The following is a 15,619-nucleotide window of genomic DNA, read 5'->3' as shown; positions in this document are numbered from 1 at the left end:
ATTGATGTTGGAAACCGGATCGGAAATTCTTACATCGAGGGAACATCGAAACAGGGAGTATGCGTAATGGGTTCTTTTAGCATGTGGCACTGGCTTATCGTTCTGGCCATTGTGCTTTTGTTGTTCGGTCGCGGCAAGATCCCGGAACTGATGGGCGACGTTGCCAAGGGCATCAAGAGCTTCAAGAAGGGCATGACGGACGAAGACGCGCCCGAAGCAGCAAAGACCGTCGATCACAAGGCCGACGAAACGAAGTAATCACGTACGGGAAAGGGCGCTGCCCCCGCGCCGCCCGTTCAGGAGCCTTGCATGTTCGATATTGGCTGGACCGAACTCTTGGTTATCGCGGTCGTTCTGATCGTGGTTGTCGGTCCCAAGGATCTGCCGCCGATGCTGCGCGCTTTCGGCAAGATGACAGCACGTGCCCGCAAGGTCGCGGGTGAGTTTCGTGCCCAGTTCGACGAAGCACTGCGCGAAGCCGAGCTTGATGATGTGCGTAACACGATCAGCGACGCCCAGAAGCTCAACCCGGTCAACAGCCTGCGCGAGGCGATGAACCCGCTGCGCCAGATGGGTAACGAGATCAAGGCCGACCTGCAGAATTCGACGAAGGTCGACAACCCGGCAGAACAGCGCCCGCTGGAGCAGGGTACCGGGACTGTGACGGAAGCGCCGCCTGCGGAAGTTTCCGCGCCGGCGCCGTCAATGAGCCTGCCGGAAACGCCGCCGGTCGTTCCGGCGCCGCAGCCGGTCGCTGCCGCCACCGTTGCTCCGGTCGCCGTGGCTGAAAAGCCGAAGGCCGTCCGCAAGCCGCGTGTGAAGGCTGCAGACAAAGCTGACGCGGTTGCGTTGGTCGCGGCACCGGTCGAGAAGCCGAAGCGCGCTGCCGCGACGAGGAAGCCGGCTGCTGTCGCAAAGCCTGCCGCCAAAAATAAGAAGGATGAGGCATGAGCGGTGATATACAAGACAAGCCGCAGCCGTTGATCGAGCACCTGATGGAGCTGCGGACGCGGCTGATCTGGTCGATCGCTGCGTTCTTCATCGCCTTCATCGTGTGCTTCATCTTCGCCAAGCACATCTTCAATTACCTTGTCTATCCCTACAAGCTTGCTGTCAGCTGGGCTCACCTCGATGTCGAGAAAGCGCAGCTGATCTATACGGCGCCGCAGGAGTTCTTCTTCACGCAGGTCAAGGTCGCGATGTTCGGCGGCCTGGTGATCGCCTTCCCGATCATCGCTGCACAGATCTACAAGTTCGTCGCTCCCGGTCTCTACAAGAACGAACGCCAGGCCTTTTTGCCGTTCCTGATCGCATCGCCGATCCTGTTCCTGATGGGCGGGGCGCTGGTCTATTTCTTCTTCACGCCGATGGTCATGTGGTTCTTCCTGTCGATGCAGCAGGCGCCTGGTCATGACGAGGTGGCAATTTCGCTGCTCCCGAAGGTCTCGGAATATCTGAGCCTGATCATGACGCTGGTCTTCTCCTTCGGCCTCGTCTTTCAGCTACCGGTGATCACGACGCTTCTGGCCCGTGTCGGCCTTCTGACGTCGCAATGGCTCTCCGAAAAGCGCAAGTTCGCGATCGTGCTTGCCTTCGTGGTCGCCGCGGTGCTCACACCGCCCGATCCCATGTCCCAGATCGGTCTTGCACTACCGACGATCCTTCTCTACGAGATTTCCATTTACGCGGCACGACTCGTGGAGCGTCAGCGTTCCAAACAGGCGGTTGAAGAGGCCAGCGAATCCTCCGACGTCGCCAAGACGGACAATGTCTGAGCGCATCAGGACATTTCACTGAGTTCTGCCGTTTCCCATCCGGTCGGGGTTTCCTCCGACCGGTTCATTTATGTTGAAACGATCTGGAACGACGATGCTCGATATCAAATGGATCCGTGAGAATCCCGAGGCTCTCGATGCTGCCCTTGCCAAGCGCGGCGCGGAACCTCTGTCGCAATCTCTCGTCGCCCTTGACGAAAAGCGCCGCTCCGCCGTGCAGAAGGCGCAGGACCTGCTCTCCCGCCGCAACGCCGCCTCCAAGGAGATCGGCGCGGCCATGGCGCAGAAGAACACCGAGCTTGCCGACAAGCTGAAGGCCGAGGTCGCCGAGATCAAGGAGACCCTGCCGGCAGCCGAGGAAGAAGAGCGCGCGTTTTCCGCCGATCTCTACGACCAGCTCTCGCGCATTCCGAACGTGCCGCTTGACGAAGTGCCTGTCGGCAAGGACGAGCACGACAATGTCGTCACCCGTATCGTCGGCGAAAAACCGCGCTGGAACCATACGCCGAAGGAACATTTCGAAATCGGCGAAGCCCTCGGCTATATGGATTTTGAACGTGCCACCAAGCTCTCCGGCTCGCGCTTCACGGTCCTGACCAACCAGCTCGCCAGGCTCGAACGCGCGCTCGGCCAGTTCATGATTGATCTGCACACGACCGAACACGGCTATACCGAAGTGTCTTCGCCGCTGATGGTGCGCGCTGAAGCCCTGTTCGGCACCGGCAACCTGCCGAAGTTCGAAGAGGATCTCTTCAAGACGACGGACGGCCGCTATCTGATCCCGACTGCGGAGGTGACGCTGACCAACCTGGTGCGCGAGGAAATCCTCGATCAGGAGAAACTGCCGCTGCGCTTCACGGCGCTGACGCCGTCCTTCCGTTCCGAGGCAGGCTCCGCCGGCCGCGATACGCGCGGCATGCTGCGCCAGCACCAGTTCTGGAAGTGCGAGCTGGTCTCGATCACCGATGCCGAGAGCTCGCTTGCCGAGCACGAGCGCATGACGGCCTGCGCAGAGGAAGTACTGAAGCGCCTCGGCCTGCATTTCCGCACCATGACGCTCTGCACCGGCGACATGGGCTTCGGTTCGCGCAAGACCTACGATCTCGAAGTCTGGCTGCCGGGCCAGAACACCTTCCGCGAGATCTCGTCCTGCTCCGTCTGCGGCGATTTCCAGGCGCGGCGCATGAATGCCCGCTATCGCGGCAAGGACGACAAGGCGACGAAGTTCGTTCACACACTGAACGGCTCCGGCACCGCAGTCGGCCGCTGCCTGATCGCGGTTCTCGAAAATTATCTGAACGAGGATGGTTCGGTCACGATTCCGGACGTTTTGCTGCCCTATATGGGCGGTCTGACAAAGATCGAACGGGCGGCCTGAGCCAATGCGCATCCTGCTGACGAATGACGACGGTATCCATGCCGAAGGCCTGGGTGCGCTGGAACGGATAGCAAGGGTGCTTTCTGACGATGTCTGGATCGTTGCCCCCGAAACCGACCAGAGCGGCCTTGCGCATTCGCTCAGCCTTTCGGAGCCGCTGAGGCTCCGGAAGATTTCCGACAAGCATTATGCGCTGCGCGGCACGCCGACCGATTGCGTCATCATGGGCATCAAGCAGGTACTGGATATCAAGCCGGATCTCGTCCTGTCGGGTGTCAATTCCGGCTCAAACGTTGCAGACGACGTAACCTATTCCGGTACGATTGCCGGCGCCATCGAAGGAACGATGCAGGGCGTGCGATCCTTCGCCCTCAGCCAGGCCTATGTTTACGATAACGGCGCGCGGATCCTGCCCTGGGAGGTCTGCGAGACGCACGCGCCTGCTCTCCTCGAAAAGCTGATGACCGTCGATCTGCCCGAAGGCACTTTCCTCAACCTCAACTTCCCGAACTGTCGCCCTGAAGAGGTCGAGGGCGTGGAAGTGACGGCCCAGGGCAAGCTTGCCTTCAACCTGCAGGTCGATGCGCGCACCGACGGCCGCGGCTTTCCCTATTACTGGCTGAAATTCGGCGAGCGTGCCGGCGCCTTTACCGAGGGCAGCGATATCCACGCCCTCAAGCATAATAGGATTTCGGTAACGCCTTTGAAACTTGATCTGACCGATTATTCCGTGACGGACCGCGTGGCGCGGGCCCTCGGACACGGAGTAAAGGGTTGACGGCAAAACTGGCCGAGAAGGAAGGCTTTGCAGCGCTGGTCTTGAGATTGCGCGCGGAAGGCATTTCCGACATCGATCTGCTGACGGCAGTCGAGCAAACGCCGCGCTCGCTTTTCGTACCACCGCAATTTACCGAGAACGCCTATTCCAGCCGCACGATCCCGATCGAATGCGGCTCCTTTCTAGAGGGCGTCGATTTTGTGGTCCGTCTTTTGCATCATCTGAAGGTCCGCCCCGGTCAGCGCGTGCTCGAAATCGGAACAGGCAGCGGTTTCACAGCGGCGGTCATCGGTCGCATTGCGGAGCGTGTGCTGACGGTCGATCGCTACAAGACGCTGACACTTTCGGCCCAGCGCCGAATGGAAGCCCTCAGCCTGCGCAGCGTCATCATCCGCCAGGCTGATGGCAGCGGCGGCATGCAGGGCGAGGGCACTTTCGACCGTATTCTTGTCACGGCTGCTTTCAACTCCATGCCGCGCTTCTATGCCGATCAGTTGGTCTCCGGCGGTTCGATGATTGCGCCGCTGATGATCTCTGAAAACGAATGCCGCATGGTTCGCCTGACAAAAACCGGAAGCCGCTTCGAGCGGGAAGAGCTTTTTGACGCTCCCTATCTGCCGATTGTTCCCCGCCTCGCATCCCAGCTTTAAAGCAAGACACGCAAGACGGGTGCACCGGTTTTGCAACAACGACATCCGTAAAACAAAGATCAGAAGCATGGCATGCGAACCTGAAGACTCGCGACATGCATCGGCAGACCGCAAAGCCCTGCGGGCTATGATTTTTTGCCCGCAAACTTATGGTTATCAAGTTCTCAAAAATATAGCACTGATTCCAGCGCCTTAACCGCATGGTAACACTAACGCGCTTTAATAGATTCACAAATGGTTGCGTTCTAAGTGGGTCGAGTCATGCGTTTCAGTCTTTCGCCGAAGTTCGGGAAATCGGCCGGCAATCTTCTGGTCGTCACCTTGCTGGCGAGTGCAGCAACAGGCTGCAGCTCCGATGTAACACGTTTCGGCAGTCTGTTTTCCTCCTCGGGGCAGGATCAGATGACGACGAATTCGATCCCGCGCAGGGGTTTCAGCGGGCCGCAGGGCGACCCGGTGCCGCGCGCTGATCTCGGTGGTTCGGCCGTGCAGCCGGCCTACGCTCAGAATGGTGCGATGAACCAGCCCTATCCGGGTCGCCCGAACTATGATCCGGTTGCCACTTCCCCCGCACGGATGGCATCCGCACCGGTTTCCGTTCAGCGCACCGAACTCGCGCCGCCGAGCGCAGGGTCTGTTTCTCCCCGGCAGCAGGAAAGGAATGTCGCTCTCGCTCAGCCGTTCCCGTCGGCTCCGAAGCCTGATCGTATCGCCCCGGCAGGCGTGAATGCTCCGAGGGTTGCTACCGATACACTGACGACGGGCACGACGCCGAAAGTCTCGGGCTGGTCGGCGGCCAATGCGCCTTCCGTCACGCTGCGTCCTGGTGAAAACATCGCGGTGCTTTCACGCCGGTTTGGCGTTCCGGAAAAGGAAATTCTCCGCGTCAACAATCTGAAGACGGCTTCCGCAGCGCAGCCCGGCCAGGCGATCCTCATCCCGACCTTCAATGGCGGCAACAATCCCGCCAAGGCCGCAGCCCAGTCCGCCGACCTTTCAAAGCCCGGCAACCTGCCGCAGCCGACGAAGGGCCAGGAACAGAAGGTCGCTGTCGTTCCGGGTGCCAACTCGGCTCGCGACAAGGCTGTCGCAAGCGCCGATCCGACAAGCAAGGCTCCTGCAGGCGGCGGCAAGAACCCGAACGGTGGCGCCGGTACCTACACGGTCAAGCAGGGCGACTCGCTTGCCAAGATCGCCAAGGCGACGGGTGCCAACATCGACGATATCAAGGCGGCCAACAATCTGTCGGCGAGTTCGATCCGCATCGGGCAGGAGCTGAAGATCCCGAATGGCACAGCCTCGGCCGACACGATCAAGACGGCCTCCATCCCGGCCCAGAAGGTGGAGCAGGTGAAGCCCGCCCAGCCGGCTGCAGCTCCGGTCCAGACGGCCTCCGCACAGCCGGCGCCTTACAAGGCTGCTGCCGCGACACAGACAGTCGATGATGTCGAGAAGAAGTCCGATGTCAGCGCTGCCGCTCCCGAAGCAACCGGCATCGGCAAGTATCGCTGGCCGGTTCGCGGACAGGTGATCGCGGCCTACGGTGCAAACGTCAACGGCAGCCGTAACGACGGTATCGATATCTCGGTTCCGCAGGGCACGGCGATCAAGGCTGCTGAAAACGGCGTGGTCATTTATGCCGGCAATGGTCTCAAGGAGCTCGGCAACACGGTTCTCGTCCGTCACGACGACGGCACCGTCACGGTTTACGGCAATGCCGATACGCTGAGCGTCACGCGTGGCCAGAAGATCCAGCGCGGCCAGACGGTTGCCGTGTCGGGCATGAGCGGCAACGTCAAGCAGCCGCAGGTGCACTTCGAAGTTCGCAAGGATGCGTCGCCAGTCAACCCGATGACATTCCTTGAGTAGAAAATACTTCCTGAGCAGGTAGAGCGTTTCAGGAATGTGCAAAAGCCCGGCCAGCAGCCGGGCTTTTGTCGTCTTTCAGGTGTGTCGCCAGGTCGTGCTCAAGCGCGATCGAGGTGGATGCGCAGGCGGCCGGCCAGATCCTGGATATACTGCCATGCGACGCGGCCGGAGCGGGCGCCTCGGGTGGTCGCCCATTCCAGCGCCTCGGCATGCATCTTCTCGCGCTCGAGGCCAAGCTTGAAGTATTCGGCATAGCCATCGATCATCGCCAGATAATCTTCCTGGCTGCATTTGTGGAAGCCGAGCCACAGGCCGAAGCGATCGGAGAGTGAAACTTTCTCCTCCACGGCTTCGGATGGGTTGATGGCTGTCGACTGCTCGTTCTCCATCATGTGGCGCGGCAAGAGATGGCGGCGGTTGGAGGTCGCATAGAAGAGCACATTGTCCGGACGCCCTTCCACGCCGCCGTCAAGCGCCGCCTTGAGCGATTTATAGGCGGTATCGTCGTGATCGAAAGAAAGATCGTCACAGAATACGATGACACGGTGCGGCGTATCCTTGAGGAGGTCAAGAAGCGTTGGCAGGCTGGCAATATCTTCGCGATGTACCTCGACGAGCTTTAGCGATACGCCGCTTTCGAGCCGCACATCTTCATGCACGGCCTTGACGAGCGAGGACTTGCCCATGCCGCGGGCGCCCCAGAGCAGCACGTTGTTGGCTGCATAGCCCTCGGCAAAGCGCACCGTGTTTTCGTGCAGGATATCGCGCACGTGATCGACGCCGCGGATGAGCTTCAGCGCCACGCGGTTGGGGCGCTTGACAGGCTGCAGATACTGGCGGGCGGGGGACCAGACGAAGCAGTCCGCGGCGGTCCAATCATTGGCGGCAGGTGGGGCGCCGGCCAGCCGTTCGACTGCATCTGCAAGCCTCTTCAGCTCCTGAAGCAGAACGCTATTGATTTCCTCGGCCATCGGGTGCCTCCTTCATAGATTGCAGCGATCATCCGCTTTCGTTTTTTTGATGCCGGGTAGCATGGCCTTTCCACAGCGGAAAGGTTATGAGGCAGCGGAATCGGTACGCTTTCCGGCTGTTTTTGTTGCATTCATCAAGGCTGCAACTATAGTCCGGCGACCTGAAAAGAGAGGCGGGGTTCCGCCGCCCACAGCCTGAGGAGCTTAGCATGTTTATCACCCCGGCATTTGCCCAGAGCGCAACCGACGCTACGAGCGCTTTCGGCGGCTCAGGCCTCGAAATGATCATCCTGTTCGTGCCGCTGATGGTAGTCTGGTATTTCCTGCTCATCCGCCCGCAGCGGGCGCAGGCCAAGAAGCGTGAGGAAACCCTGAAGGCGATCCGTCGCGGCGATCAGATCGTCACCGGCGGCGGCCTCGTTGGCAAGGTCACGAAGGTCGTCGACGAGAAGGAAGTCGAAGTTGAAATCGCCGAAGGCGTGCGTGTGCGCATCGTCCGCACCGGTATTTCCGAAATCCGCGTCAAGGGCGAGCCGGTCAAGGCCGACGCTGCATAACATGCGATAGCAACACCCGCCGGATCGGAAGATAGTCGAGAGAATGCACCATTTTTCCCGCTTGAAAACACTTCTGATCTGGCTGGTCGCGATTGCGGCTGTTGTCGTCGCTGCGCCTAATCTCTTAAGCCAGGCGCAGCTCTCCTCCCTGCCCAACTGGGTTCGTCAGGACCGCGTCACCCTTGGTCTCGATCTGCAGGGCGGTTCCCGCATCGTACTGCGCCTCGAACGCTCCGACATTGTCCGGGATAGGCTGGAGGCCACGGTTGCCAGCGTTCGCGACAAGCTGCGCGGCGCCAACATCCGCTATACGGGGCTCGCCGGTACCGCGCAGACGGTGACGGTCAAGGTCACCGATATGGCCCAGTTGCAGCCCGCAGCCGATCTCCTGAAGTCGCTGACATCGGCCGACGTCTCGCTGCAGCAGAGCAATGATGGTCAGTTGACGCTGCAGATCTCCGACAAGGCGATCGATGCTGACACGCTCGCTGCCCAGACCCGCTCGCTCGATATCGTCGCCCGCCGGATCGCCGGTTTCGGCAAAGAGAATTTCACCGTTCGTCCTGATGGTGACGATCGCGTCGCCGTGCAGGTGCTGGGCTCCGTCGATGCCGAGCGGTTGAAGAACCTGCTGAACGAACCTGCAGCACTCTCGTTTCACCTCATCGATGAGAGCATGACCGGCCAGCAGGCGCTTGCCGGCCGTTGGCCCGCGACGTCGCAGGTGCTGTATTCTCTGGATGACCCGCCGGTTCCCTATCTCGTCGATCGCACGGTAATCGCCACGGGTGCCGATTTTGCCGAAGTCGATAGCAAAACCGATCCGCAGACCCAGGACAGCGCGATTGTCTACAAGCTGAATGCGGAGGCGGCAAAACGTCTGGCTCAGGCAACGACGGCCAATGTCGGAAAACATCTCGCCATCGTCTTCGACGATCAGGTCATGGCAAACCCGGTCATCGAAGCGCCGATTTCAGATGGAAGCGGCGAGATATCAGCCAATTTCTCGGAGGAGGGCGTTCAGGATCTTGTCGTCATGCTACGGGCCGGTGCGCTGCCGGCGACGCTGACGTCAGTGGAAGAGCGCACCGTCAGTCCGCTCTTTGGTTCTGAATCTGTTTTCTCCGGCCTGATCGCCGGTATCGTAGCCGTCGTGCTTGTCGCAGCGCTGATGATAGCGCTCTATCGCATGCTCGGCATCATCGCAGTCGTGTCGCTTGCCTTCAATCTGGTGCTGATCGTCGCGGTGCTGAGTGTTGCCGGCGCGATACTGACGCTTCCGGGCATTGCCGGCCTCGTCCTGATCGTCGGCATGGCAGTCGATTCCAATGTTCTGATCTATGAGCGCATTCGCGAAGAGGAGAGGGTACCGCATACGGCTTTCGCACAGGCGGTCGAGCGCGGCTTCTCGCGCGCCTTTTCAACCATCGTCGATGCCAATGTCACGATCTTCATCGCCGCCGTCATTCTGTTTTTCGTCGGCAGTGAATCCATCCGCGGCTTTGCTGTGACGCTCGCCGTCGGCATTCTCACAACCATCCTGACCGCCTTCACGCTGTCGCGCGGCTTGGTGGCCGCCTGGCTTGCAAGGCTCAATCCGCGCCATCTGCCGAAGACTGCGCTGACCGGGCTGTTCGAGCACGCCAATATCCGTTTCATGGGCATTCGCCGCTATGTCTTCACGGCATCTGCAGCACTCTGCATCGCCGCAATGCTCGCCTTCGCAACGGTCGGCCTGCAACTCGGTATCGACTTCACCGGCGGTTCGCTGATCGAGGTCAAGGCGAAGCAGGGCAATGCCGATATTGCCGATCTGAGCGCCCGTCTGAACGAACTGAACCTCGGACCGGTGCGCGTCGAGCGCATCGGCGATGCCACCAACGCCCTCATCCGTGTCGGCTCGCAGGATGGCGGCGAAAATGCCGAGCAGTCGGTCGCAACGTTCATTCGCGGCGAACTGGCCGAGGACTACGATTTCCGTCGTGTCGAGGTCGTCGGACCCTCCGTTTCCGGTGAGTTGACGATGCTGGCGACGGTCGGCATCCTTGCCTCGCTATTCGCAATCCTAATCTATATCTGGATCCGCTTCGAATGGCAGTTTGCGGTCGGCGCAATCGTTGCGACGCTGCACGATGTCATCATCATGCTCGGCCTCTTCGTGCTCAGTGGGATGGAATTTAATCTGACGAGTGTCGCAGCGCTTCTGACCGTCGTCGGCTATTCGCTGAACGACACCGTTGTCGTGTACGACCGCATGCGCGAAAATCTGAAGCGCTACAGGAAGATGCCGCTGCCGATCCTGATCGATGCGGCAATCAACCAGACGCTGTCGCGCACCATCCTGACGGCCGCCACGACCCTGCTGGCGCTGCTTGCGCTCTATATTTTCGGCGGCGCCGTCATCCGCTCCTTCACATTCACCATGCTCTTCGGCGTTGCGCTTGGAACATTCTCCTCCATCTATATAGCGGCGCCAGTTCTCATCATCTTCCGGCTGCGCCGGGAGAGCGATGGCGAGGACGAGGGCGATATCAGCATGAAATCCGGCAAGCCGGCGGTATAGGCATATGGCAAAAGGCATTGAAATCCGCGACGCCCATTTCCCGGGCCGCGCTCCCATCGACACCTATGGCAATGGTGGCTTCCGTTTTGCGGATATGTCGCATCGCGGCTCCATCCTTTGCCTGCCGTCGGGCATTCACGGCTGGGACATGGATATGACGAAGCCTCTGTCGGTCGAGAATTTCCGCCAGGTGCTCGATGAGGCGGCCGATATTGAAGTTCTGCTGGTCGGCACCGGCACGGAGCTTCGCCGCCTGCCCGCAGAGTTGCGTGCCGCGCTCAAGGCGCGCGGTATCTCTTCCGACCCGATGAGCACCGGTGCCGCCGTGCGAACCTTCAATATCATGCTCTCCGAGCAGCGTGCCGTCGCCGCCGCCCTGATCGCAGTCTGAACATGAGCGATACAAGGACGAACCAGGATATCAGCCTGGCGATGCTGCGCGACACCGATCGCGACCGTTACCTCGCCTGCCTGCTGTCGCCTGATGACAAGCGCGGTGCGCTCGCCGCCCTCTATGCCTTCAATGCCGAACTCGCCCGCATCCGCGACCTCGTGCACGAACCGCTACCCGGCGAAATCCGCATGCAATATTGGCGCGATCTCCTGGAAGGCAATGCACACGGTTCGACCGAGGCCAATCCGCTCGCGGCAGCCCTTCTTTCGGCCGTCGAGGCGCACCGGCTGCCACGCCAGACGCTCGTCAACATGATAGAGGCCCGGATTTTCGATCTCTACGACGACCCGATGGAAAGCCGTACTTCGCTGGAGGGCTATGCGGGTGAAACGGCCTCGGCGCTCATCCAGCTTGCAGGCCTCATCCTTTCCCCTGACGAGGCGATGAAATCCGCCGATGCCGCCGGTCATGCCGGTGTGGCGCAGGCTATTTCAGGCATGCTGCTCCTGATGCCCCTCCATCAACGCCGCGGCCAGGTCTATATCCCGCTTGAAATCCTGTCCGCGACAGGTCTCGACCGGGAGACTTTTTTGGCTGGTGAGGACAAGCCGCGCATCTCTGCGGCCATCGAAGCTTTTGCCGGGCTTGGTCGAGATCACCTTGCGAAGGCGAGGGCGTCTGTCCTGCCGCCATCGGTCCTGCCCGCCTTCCTGCCTGCTGTGCTTGCGGAACCTGTACTGGTGAAGGCGCAGAAGCGCGGTGCCGCCGTTCTGGAGGCCTCGCTTCAGGAGCCCCAATGGCGGCGTCAGATGCGCATGGCATTTGCCGGCATGCGCAAGAAAATCTGACAACGGTCAAACTCGCGCAAGTCTCGTGCGTTATGTCAGGCGTAACCCCATTCTAAACGGAGAATCCGCGTGGGCATTATCGTCTGGTGCGTTCTTTTCGCCATCGTCATCTTCTTCGCCTTCGTGGCGACTCGCATGGCTGCTCAGAACAAGGAAGATGGCCTGCACGATACGGGCCTTGCCATCATCGAATTCGGCCGGGCTTTCCCCAACGAAGCAATCCGCCAGCTCCAGGCGACCGCTGACGGTCAGGCCGTCTTCGTACGCCTGCATGACAACAAGGCTGGTTTCATGCGCAACATGTCGCGCCATTTCGCTTGTCATCTGATCGAGCCGGGAACGGTGCGCGTCCTCGCTTCCGAAACGGGCAGGGGGCTGAGCATCGAATTTGTCAATGCACCCTCTCACAACGGCACCTACGAGTTCACCTCGGCCAAGGAGGCGTCGGAGGTCTCGTTATGGCTGCTCGGCAACTATGTTGCCGAGCCGGATAAGGAATTGTCCGCGCCGAATACCTCAGCGGCAAACGGGCATTAACCGCAGTAATTTCAGGCGCTTTCGGCGAGCTTGATGTCCTGACCCAGCCAGGCCGCGCAATCTGCAAGCGCCCGCTTGGCAATCAACTGTCGCTTCATGATCGTCTTGTCCTTGCCGCGGAAGCGCTTGACGCCTTCTGGCTTGACGATCGAGCCCGGCTGCAATTCCGGAAAAAGACCGAAATTGATGTTCATCGGCTGGAACGAGCGTTTGCCCGGCTCCTCGTCGGTGACGAGATGGCCGCCGGTAATGTGGCCGAGCAGCGAGCCAAGCGCCGTTGTTGCTGGCGGAAGGGAAACTGGCTCGCCCTTGCGTTCTGCAGCGGCAAAGCGACCTGCCAGCAGACCGACGCTTGCGCTTTCCACATAGCCTTCGCAGCCGGTGATCTGACCGGCAAACCGCAGGCCCGGGCGCGATTTCAGCATCAGTGATGGATCGAGCAAAGTCGGCGAGTTGATGTAGGTGTTGCGATGCAGGCCGCCGAGCCGCGCGAATTCGGCATTCTCGAGGCCCGGGATCAGCCGGAAGATCTCTGCCTGGGCACCATATTTCAGCTTCGTCTGGAACCCGACCATATTGTAGAGCGTGCCGAGCGCATTGTCCTGGCGCAGCTGCACGACGGCATAGGCTTTCACCGTCGGATTGTGCTCATTGGTAAGGCCCATCGGCTTCATCGGTCCATGGCGCAGCGTCTCGCGTCCGCGCTCGGCCATCACCTCGATCGGCAGGCAGCCGTCGAAATAGGGCGTGCCCTCCCACTCCTTGAAACCGACCGCATCGCCGGCAATCAACGCGTCGACGAATGCATTGTACTGCTCCTCGGACATCGGGCAGTTGATATAGTCCTTGCCGGTGCCGCCGGGGCCGACCTTGTCGTAGCGCGACTGATACCAGCAGATATCCATGTCGATGCTGTCACGGTAGACGATCGGTGCGATGGCATCGAAGAACGCAAGGGAATCTTCGCCCGTTTCCGCCTGGATGGCGCCTGCAAGCGATGCCGCCGTCAATGGACCGGTAGCGATGATCGTCTGATCCCATTCCTTCGGCGGCAGGCCCGAAACCTCTTCACGCACGACCGTGATCAGTGGATGCTCGTGGATTGCCTTGGTCACGGCATCAGAGAAGCCATCACGATCGACAGCCAGTGCGCCGCCTGCCGGCACCTGATGTTCGTCAGCCGACGCCATGATCAGCGAACCGGCCATGCGCATTTCCGCATGGATGACGCCGACGGCGTTGCTTGTAGCATCATCCGAGCGGAAGGAGTTGGAACAGACGAGTTCCGCAAGTCCATCGGTCTTGTGCGCATCCGTGCCGCGCACGCCGCGCATTTCATGCAGGATCACCGGAACGCCCGCATGGGCGATCTGCCACGCGGCCTCAGAGCCGGCCAGTCCGCCGCCGATGACATGAATGGGGGAATAGGAGGAATTATTGGTCATTGGCGGCTGATATCACGCCAGGACATGCGATCCAACAATAGAATCGAAAACGGTGCCCGGCGCCGCCGCAACCTGGTCAGTCCTGCTCTCGCGTTCCAGGCGACGCTTCTCGCTGCTCGGCATCTTCGAGATCGGCAGCGACGACGTAGGCATCGCCATGTTCCCGCACCGCTTCGCGTTGTGCGGCAAGGTTGGGGAGATCATCGGGGGCCATTTCTTCCGTGTGCTCGCCGAAAGTGTCTATTTCACCCTTCGGTGTTCCGCCGTCCTTACGCCGGGCATCCATCGCCCGGGCAGTCTCGTCGGCAATCTCACGCCGGCGAGCGTCGGCTGCCGGGCTGTCTTCTGCCCGCGCATCATCAGTTGCTTTTTCGAGAATGGTTCTGGTCAAGGTATCACCTCCAGAAACGGCTGGTCTCGACGGATTGGCGGCCGAGCAGATAGCCGATGCTGAAAGCCAGCACGCCGATACCGACAACGACCGAGCTGGCAGTGTGTGGATGATCGGCCGCGCCCGTCGCGACGGCCTGTACTTCCCGCTTGACCGCGGAGGCGGTGTTCGACGCGGCCTTTCGGATGCCTTCGGGTTTGTTCGCGGGCTGGCCGGTAAAGCCTGCATTGAGCTGATTTGCCATGTTGGTCTCCTTTCGTGAAGGAGAACTGACGGAAGGCGCTAGGGTTCCGACAAAGAAGGAGCAAGGCCCAAAAACGAAAACGGCGCCTGATGGCGCCGTCTTGGGTAATGGTTCGTTCGCTTTCTTAGCGGAACGAGCGGGATGCGATGCCGCGGATGTCGTAACGGCTCACGCCGATATCGGCGAGCGTCTGGTTGGACAGGTTGCCAAGTTCGTTGAGCGTACGGCGGTAGCTAATCCAGCTCTTTGCAATGCGGATCGGGTTCATGGTTTTTTCCTCGGATGTCTTGTGCAGGCGGCGGGTATCGCCGTTGCTGCTGTTGACATCTATATAGTCGAGGTCTCGTTTTTTGTGCAGTGCAAATAAAAGGCGTCTGCTATGCAAATGTGCAGTCTGATGCTCGCTAATTATGCAGCGCGCGATTTTTGAGCGCACCAGGAATTAACACTTTCGCAACCTTTGCGGCAGCGAGTGTAATGCGCAAAAAGAAAACGCCCGCTGCGGGAGCAGCAGGCGTTTTGGGAAGGCAATCTGCTTGGGAGGAGCAGCGATTACCTGTACTTAGCGGGTGGCAGCTTCGCGAGCAACGCGATGGATGTCCGAACGGTCGATACCGAGGTCATGCAATTCGCGGTTGGTCATGCGGCCGAGTTCAGTAACGGTCTGACGATACTTGCGCCAGTTATTGAAAGAGCGAGAGAAGTTCATGTTAATCCCCTTTCCTAGGGCTTGATCCTGCCAGCAGCCATCTCTTCGGCGCTGACCTCTATTTGATGGCCAGAATATATGTTGCGCCGCGAAGAACTAAAAGAGCCAACATTTCAATCCACCTATGCATGATTCGCAGAGCTCTGGCTGTGATTTACAAGCTTTGGCCATTTTCTGGTCAATGAATAGGCAGAATGATTTTTCGCTGATCACCCGGCTTTTGCGAATTGATATTTGGTCCGCGTGCCTGCTTGCGGGAAGTCTTTTCTCCCGGGAACGCCGTCCTGAAAATCCGTGACACCAGATCGCTGCGTATCGGCGTCGATGTTGCCCGCCCCGCTTTGCCGACCGTGCTTAACGAATGCTTGACGATGATCCTCGTGAAGGCCTGAGAAGTCAGGATGCTAATCGTTTAACCATGCGTTAAACAAAACGCCCACCGGGGGAGGATCCGGTGGGCGTCATGATGGTGACTGGCAACTGGGAGGAGGAGTGTTGCCAGTCTATCGC

At 60.0% G+C, this 15,619-nt stretch carries 18 protein-coding genes; 12 read left to right on the top strand and 6 right to left on the bottom strand.

Annotated features, from left to right (window positions below; translation table 11 throughout):
- The first annotated feature begins 66 nt into the window (after positions 1-66).
- From FHX06_RS10340 to FHX06_RS10310, 7 genes are all read left to right on the top strand, one after another.
- Positions 67-258 (top strand): twin-arginine translocase TatA/TatE family subunit, encoded by a 192-nt coding sequence (locus tag FHX06_RS10340; RefSeq protein ID WP_007813596.1) that lies wholly within the window; start codon positions 67-69, stop codon positions 256-258.
- A 51-nt stretch (positions 259-309) separates the two neighbouring features.
- Positions 310-951 (top strand): Sec-independent protein translocase protein TatB, encoded by a 642-nt coding sequence (gene tatB / locus FHX06_RS10335; protein WP_112545775.1) that lies wholly within the window; start codon positions 310-312, stop codon positions 949-951.
- The gene (tatC, locus tag FHX06_RS10330) at positions 948-1,775 is read left to right on the top strand and encodes a twin-arginine translocase subunit TatC (RefSeq protein ID WP_112968510.1); all 828 of its coding nucleotides are present in this window, start codon (positions 948-950) and stop codon (positions 1,773-1,775) included. Before tatB ends, tatC begins: the two co-directional genes overlap by 4 nt.
- A 94-nt stretch (positions 1,776-1,869) precedes the next feature.
- Positions 1,870-3,153 (top strand): serine--tRNA ligase, encoded by a 1,284-nt coding sequence (gene serS / locus FHX06_RS10325; protein ID WP_113013576.1) that lies wholly within the window; start codon positions 1,870-1,872, stop codon positions 3,151-3,153.
- A 4-nt stretch (positions 3,154-3,157) separates the two neighbouring features.
- Positions 3,158-3,931, top strand: a complete 774-nt coding sequence (gene surE, locus FHX06_RS10320) for a 5'/3'-nucleotidase SurE (RefSeq protein ID WP_183879106.1) — start codon at positions 3,158-3,160, stop codon at positions 3,929-3,931.
- The gene (locus FHX06_RS10315) at positions 3,928-4,581 is read left to right on the top strand and encodes a protein-L-isoaspartate(D-aspartate) O-methyltransferase (RefSeq protein ID WP_112545771.1); all 654 of its coding nucleotides are present in this window, start codon (positions 3,928-3,930) and stop codon (positions 4,579-4,581) included. The genes surE and FHX06_RS10315 overlap by 4 nt, the downstream gene beginning before the upstream one ends.
- Positions 4,582-4,842: 261 nt before the next feature.
- Positions 4,843-6,450, top strand: a complete 1,608-nt coding sequence (locus tag FHX06_RS10310) for a peptidoglycan DD-metalloendopeptidase family protein (RefSeq protein ID WP_183879104.1) — start codon at positions 4,843-4,845, stop codon at positions 6,448-6,450.
- A 98-nt stretch (positions 6,451-6,548) separates the two neighbouring features.
- Here FHX06_RS10310 and FHX06_RS10305 read toward each other — a convergent pair whose 3' ends face one another.
- Entirely contained in the window at positions 6,549-7,421 is an 873-nt protein-coding gene (locus FHX06_RS10305) for an ATP-binding protein (RefSeq protein WP_112545769.1), read from the bottom strand.
- A gap of 209 nt (positions 7,422-7,630) precedes the next feature.
- On the opposite strand from FHX06_RS10305, the gene yajC reads away from it, so the two are divergent.
- The 5 genes from yajC (at position 7,631) to FHX06_RS10280 (ending at position 12,320) form a co-directional block, all read left to right on the top strand.
- Positions 7,631-7,978, top strand: a complete 348-nt coding sequence (gene yajC, locus FHX06_RS10300; protein WP_112545768.1) for a preprotein translocase subunit YajC — start codon at positions 7,631-7,633, stop codon at positions 7,976-7,978.
- Positions 7,979-8,021: 43 nt separating this feature from the next.
- Positions 8,022-10,541 carry a protein translocase subunit SecDF gene (gene secDF, locus FHX06_RS10295; RefSeq protein WP_183879102.1) on the top strand — a complete coding sequence of 840 codons (2,520 nt, stop codon included), beginning with the start codon at positions 8,022-8,024 and terminating at the stop codon, positions 10,539-10,541.
- A 4-nt stretch (positions 10,542-10,545) separates the two neighbouring features.
- Positions 10,546-10,932: an Mth938-like domain-containing protein gene (locus FHX06_RS10290; RefSeq protein ID WP_112545766.1), complete on the top strand. Its 387-nt coding sequence runs from the start codon at positions 10,546-10,548 to the stop codon at positions 10,930-10,932.
- Positions 10,929-11,783 carry a phytoene/squalene synthase family protein gene (locus tag FHX06_RS10285; RefSeq protein WP_409564370.1) on the top strand — a complete coding sequence of 285 codons (855 nt, stop codon included), beginning with the start codon at positions 10,929-10,931 and terminating at the stop codon, positions 11,781-11,783. Before FHX06_RS10290 ends, FHX06_RS10285 begins: the two co-directional genes overlap by 4 nt.
- Before the next feature lie 69 nt (positions 11,784-11,852).
- Entirely contained in the window at positions 11,853-12,320 is a 468-nt protein-coding gene (locus FHX06_RS10280) for a hypothetical protein (RefSeq protein ID WP_112545764.1), read from the top strand.
- 11 nt (positions 12,321-12,331) lie between these two features.
- Here the strand turns inward: FHX06_RS10280 and trmFO are convergent, their stop codons facing one another.
- The 5 genes from trmFO to FHX06_RS10255 all read right to left on the bottom strand — a co-directional run bounded on the left by trmFO (position 12,332) and on the right by FHX06_RS10255 (position 15,109).
- Positions 12,332-13,765 (bottom strand): methylenetetrahydrofolate--tRNA-(uracil(54)-C(5))-methyltransferase (FADH(2)-oxidizing) TrmFO, encoded by a 1,434-nt coding sequence (trmFO, locus tag FHX06_RS10275; protein WP_183879098.1) that lies wholly within the window; start codon positions 13,763-13,765, stop codon positions 12,332-12,334.
- Between the two features lie 76 nt (positions 13,766-13,841).
- Entirely contained in the window at positions 13,842-14,156 is a 315-nt protein-coding gene (locus tag FHX06_RS10270) for a hypothetical protein (RefSeq protein ID WP_183879096.1), read from the bottom strand.
- A 4-nt stretch (positions 14,157-14,160) separates the two neighbouring features.
- A complete protein-coding gene (locus FHX06_RS10265; protein WP_112545761.1) occupies positions 14,161-14,400 on the bottom strand; it encodes a hypothetical protein in 240 nt (79 codons plus the stop codon).
- Positions 14,401-14,524: 124 nt separating this feature from the next.
- Complete coding sequence (locus FHX06_RS10260; protein ID WP_112545790.1) at positions 14,525-14,668, bottom strand: DUF1127 domain-containing protein; 144 nt, start codon at positions 14,666-14,668, stop codon at positions 14,525-14,527.
- 294 nt (positions 14,669-14,962) lie between these two features.
- Positions 14,963-15,109 carry a DUF1127 domain-containing protein gene (locus FHX06_RS10255; RefSeq protein ID WP_112968501.1) on the bottom strand — a complete coding sequence of 49 codons (147 nt, stop codon included), beginning with the start codon at positions 15,107-15,109 and terminating at the stop codon, positions 14,963-14,965.
- Positions 15,110-15,619: the final 510 nt, after the last annotated feature.

The sequence above is a fragment of the Rhizobium sp. BK512 genome, from assembly GCF_014194915.1.
Lineage (GTDB): Bacteria > Pseudomonadota > Alphaproteobacteria > Rhizobiales > Rhizobiaceae > Rhizobium.
The sequence above is the reverse complement of the archived record's forward strand: the minus strand, read 5'-3'. Positions and strand labels throughout refer to the sequence as shown.

Excerpts from the sequence above, each read along its gene's own strand:
- FHX06_RS10340 (WP_007813596.1), top strand. The coding sequence starts at position 67 with ATGGGTTCTTTTAGCATGTGGCACTGGCTTATCGTTCTGGCCATTGTG.
- tatB (WP_112545775.1), top strand. The coding sequence starts at position 310 with ATGTTCGATATTGGCTGGACCGAACTCTTGGTTATCGCGGTCGTTCTG.
- tatC (WP_112968510.1), top strand. The coding sequence starts at position 948 with ATGAGCGGTGATATACAAGACAAGCCGCAGCCGTTGATCGAGCACCTG.
- serS (WP_113013576.1), top strand. The coding sequence starts at position 1,870 with ATGCTCGATATCAAATGGATCCGTGAGAATCCCGAGGCTCTCGATGCT.
- surE (WP_183879106.1), top strand. The coding sequence starts at position 3,158 with ATGCGCATCCTGCTGACGAATGACGACGGTATCCATGCCGAAGGCCTG.
- FHX06_RS10310 (WP_183879104.1), top strand. The coding sequence starts at position 4,843 with ATGCGTTTCAGTCTTTCGCCGAAGTTCGGGAAATCGGCCGGCAATCTT.
- FHX06_RS10305 (WP_112545769.1), bottom strand. The coding sequence starts at position 7,421 with ATGGCCGAGGAAATCAATAGCGTTCTGCTTCAGGAGCTGAAGAGGCTT.
- yajC (WP_112545768.1), top strand. The coding sequence starts at position 7,631 with ATGTTTATCACCCCGGCATTTGCCCAGAGCGCAACCGACGCTACGAGC.
- secDF (WP_183879102.1), top strand. The coding sequence starts at position 8,022 with ATGCACCATTTTTCCCGCTTGAAAACACTTCTGATCTGGCTGGTCGCG.
- FHX06_RS10290 (WP_112545766.1), top strand. The coding sequence starts at position 10,546 with ATGGCAAAAGGCATTGAAATCCGCGACGCCCATTTCCCGGGCCGCGCT.
- trmFO (WP_183879098.1), bottom strand. The coding sequence starts at position 13,765 with ATGACCAATAATTCCTCCTATTCCCCCATTCATGTCATCGGCGGCGGA.
- FHX06_RS10265 (WP_112545761.1), bottom strand. The coding sequence starts at position 14,400 with ATGGCAAATCAGCTCAATGCAGGCTTTACCGGCCAGCCCGCGAACAAA.
- FHX06_RS10260 (WP_112545790.1), bottom strand. The coding sequence starts at position 14,668 with ATGAACCCGATCCGCATTGCAAAGAGCTGGATTAGCTACCGCCGTACG.
- FHX06_RS10255 (WP_112968501.1), bottom strand. The coding sequence starts at position 15,109 with ATGAACTTCTCTCGCTCTTTCAATAACTGGCGCAAGTATCGTCAGACC.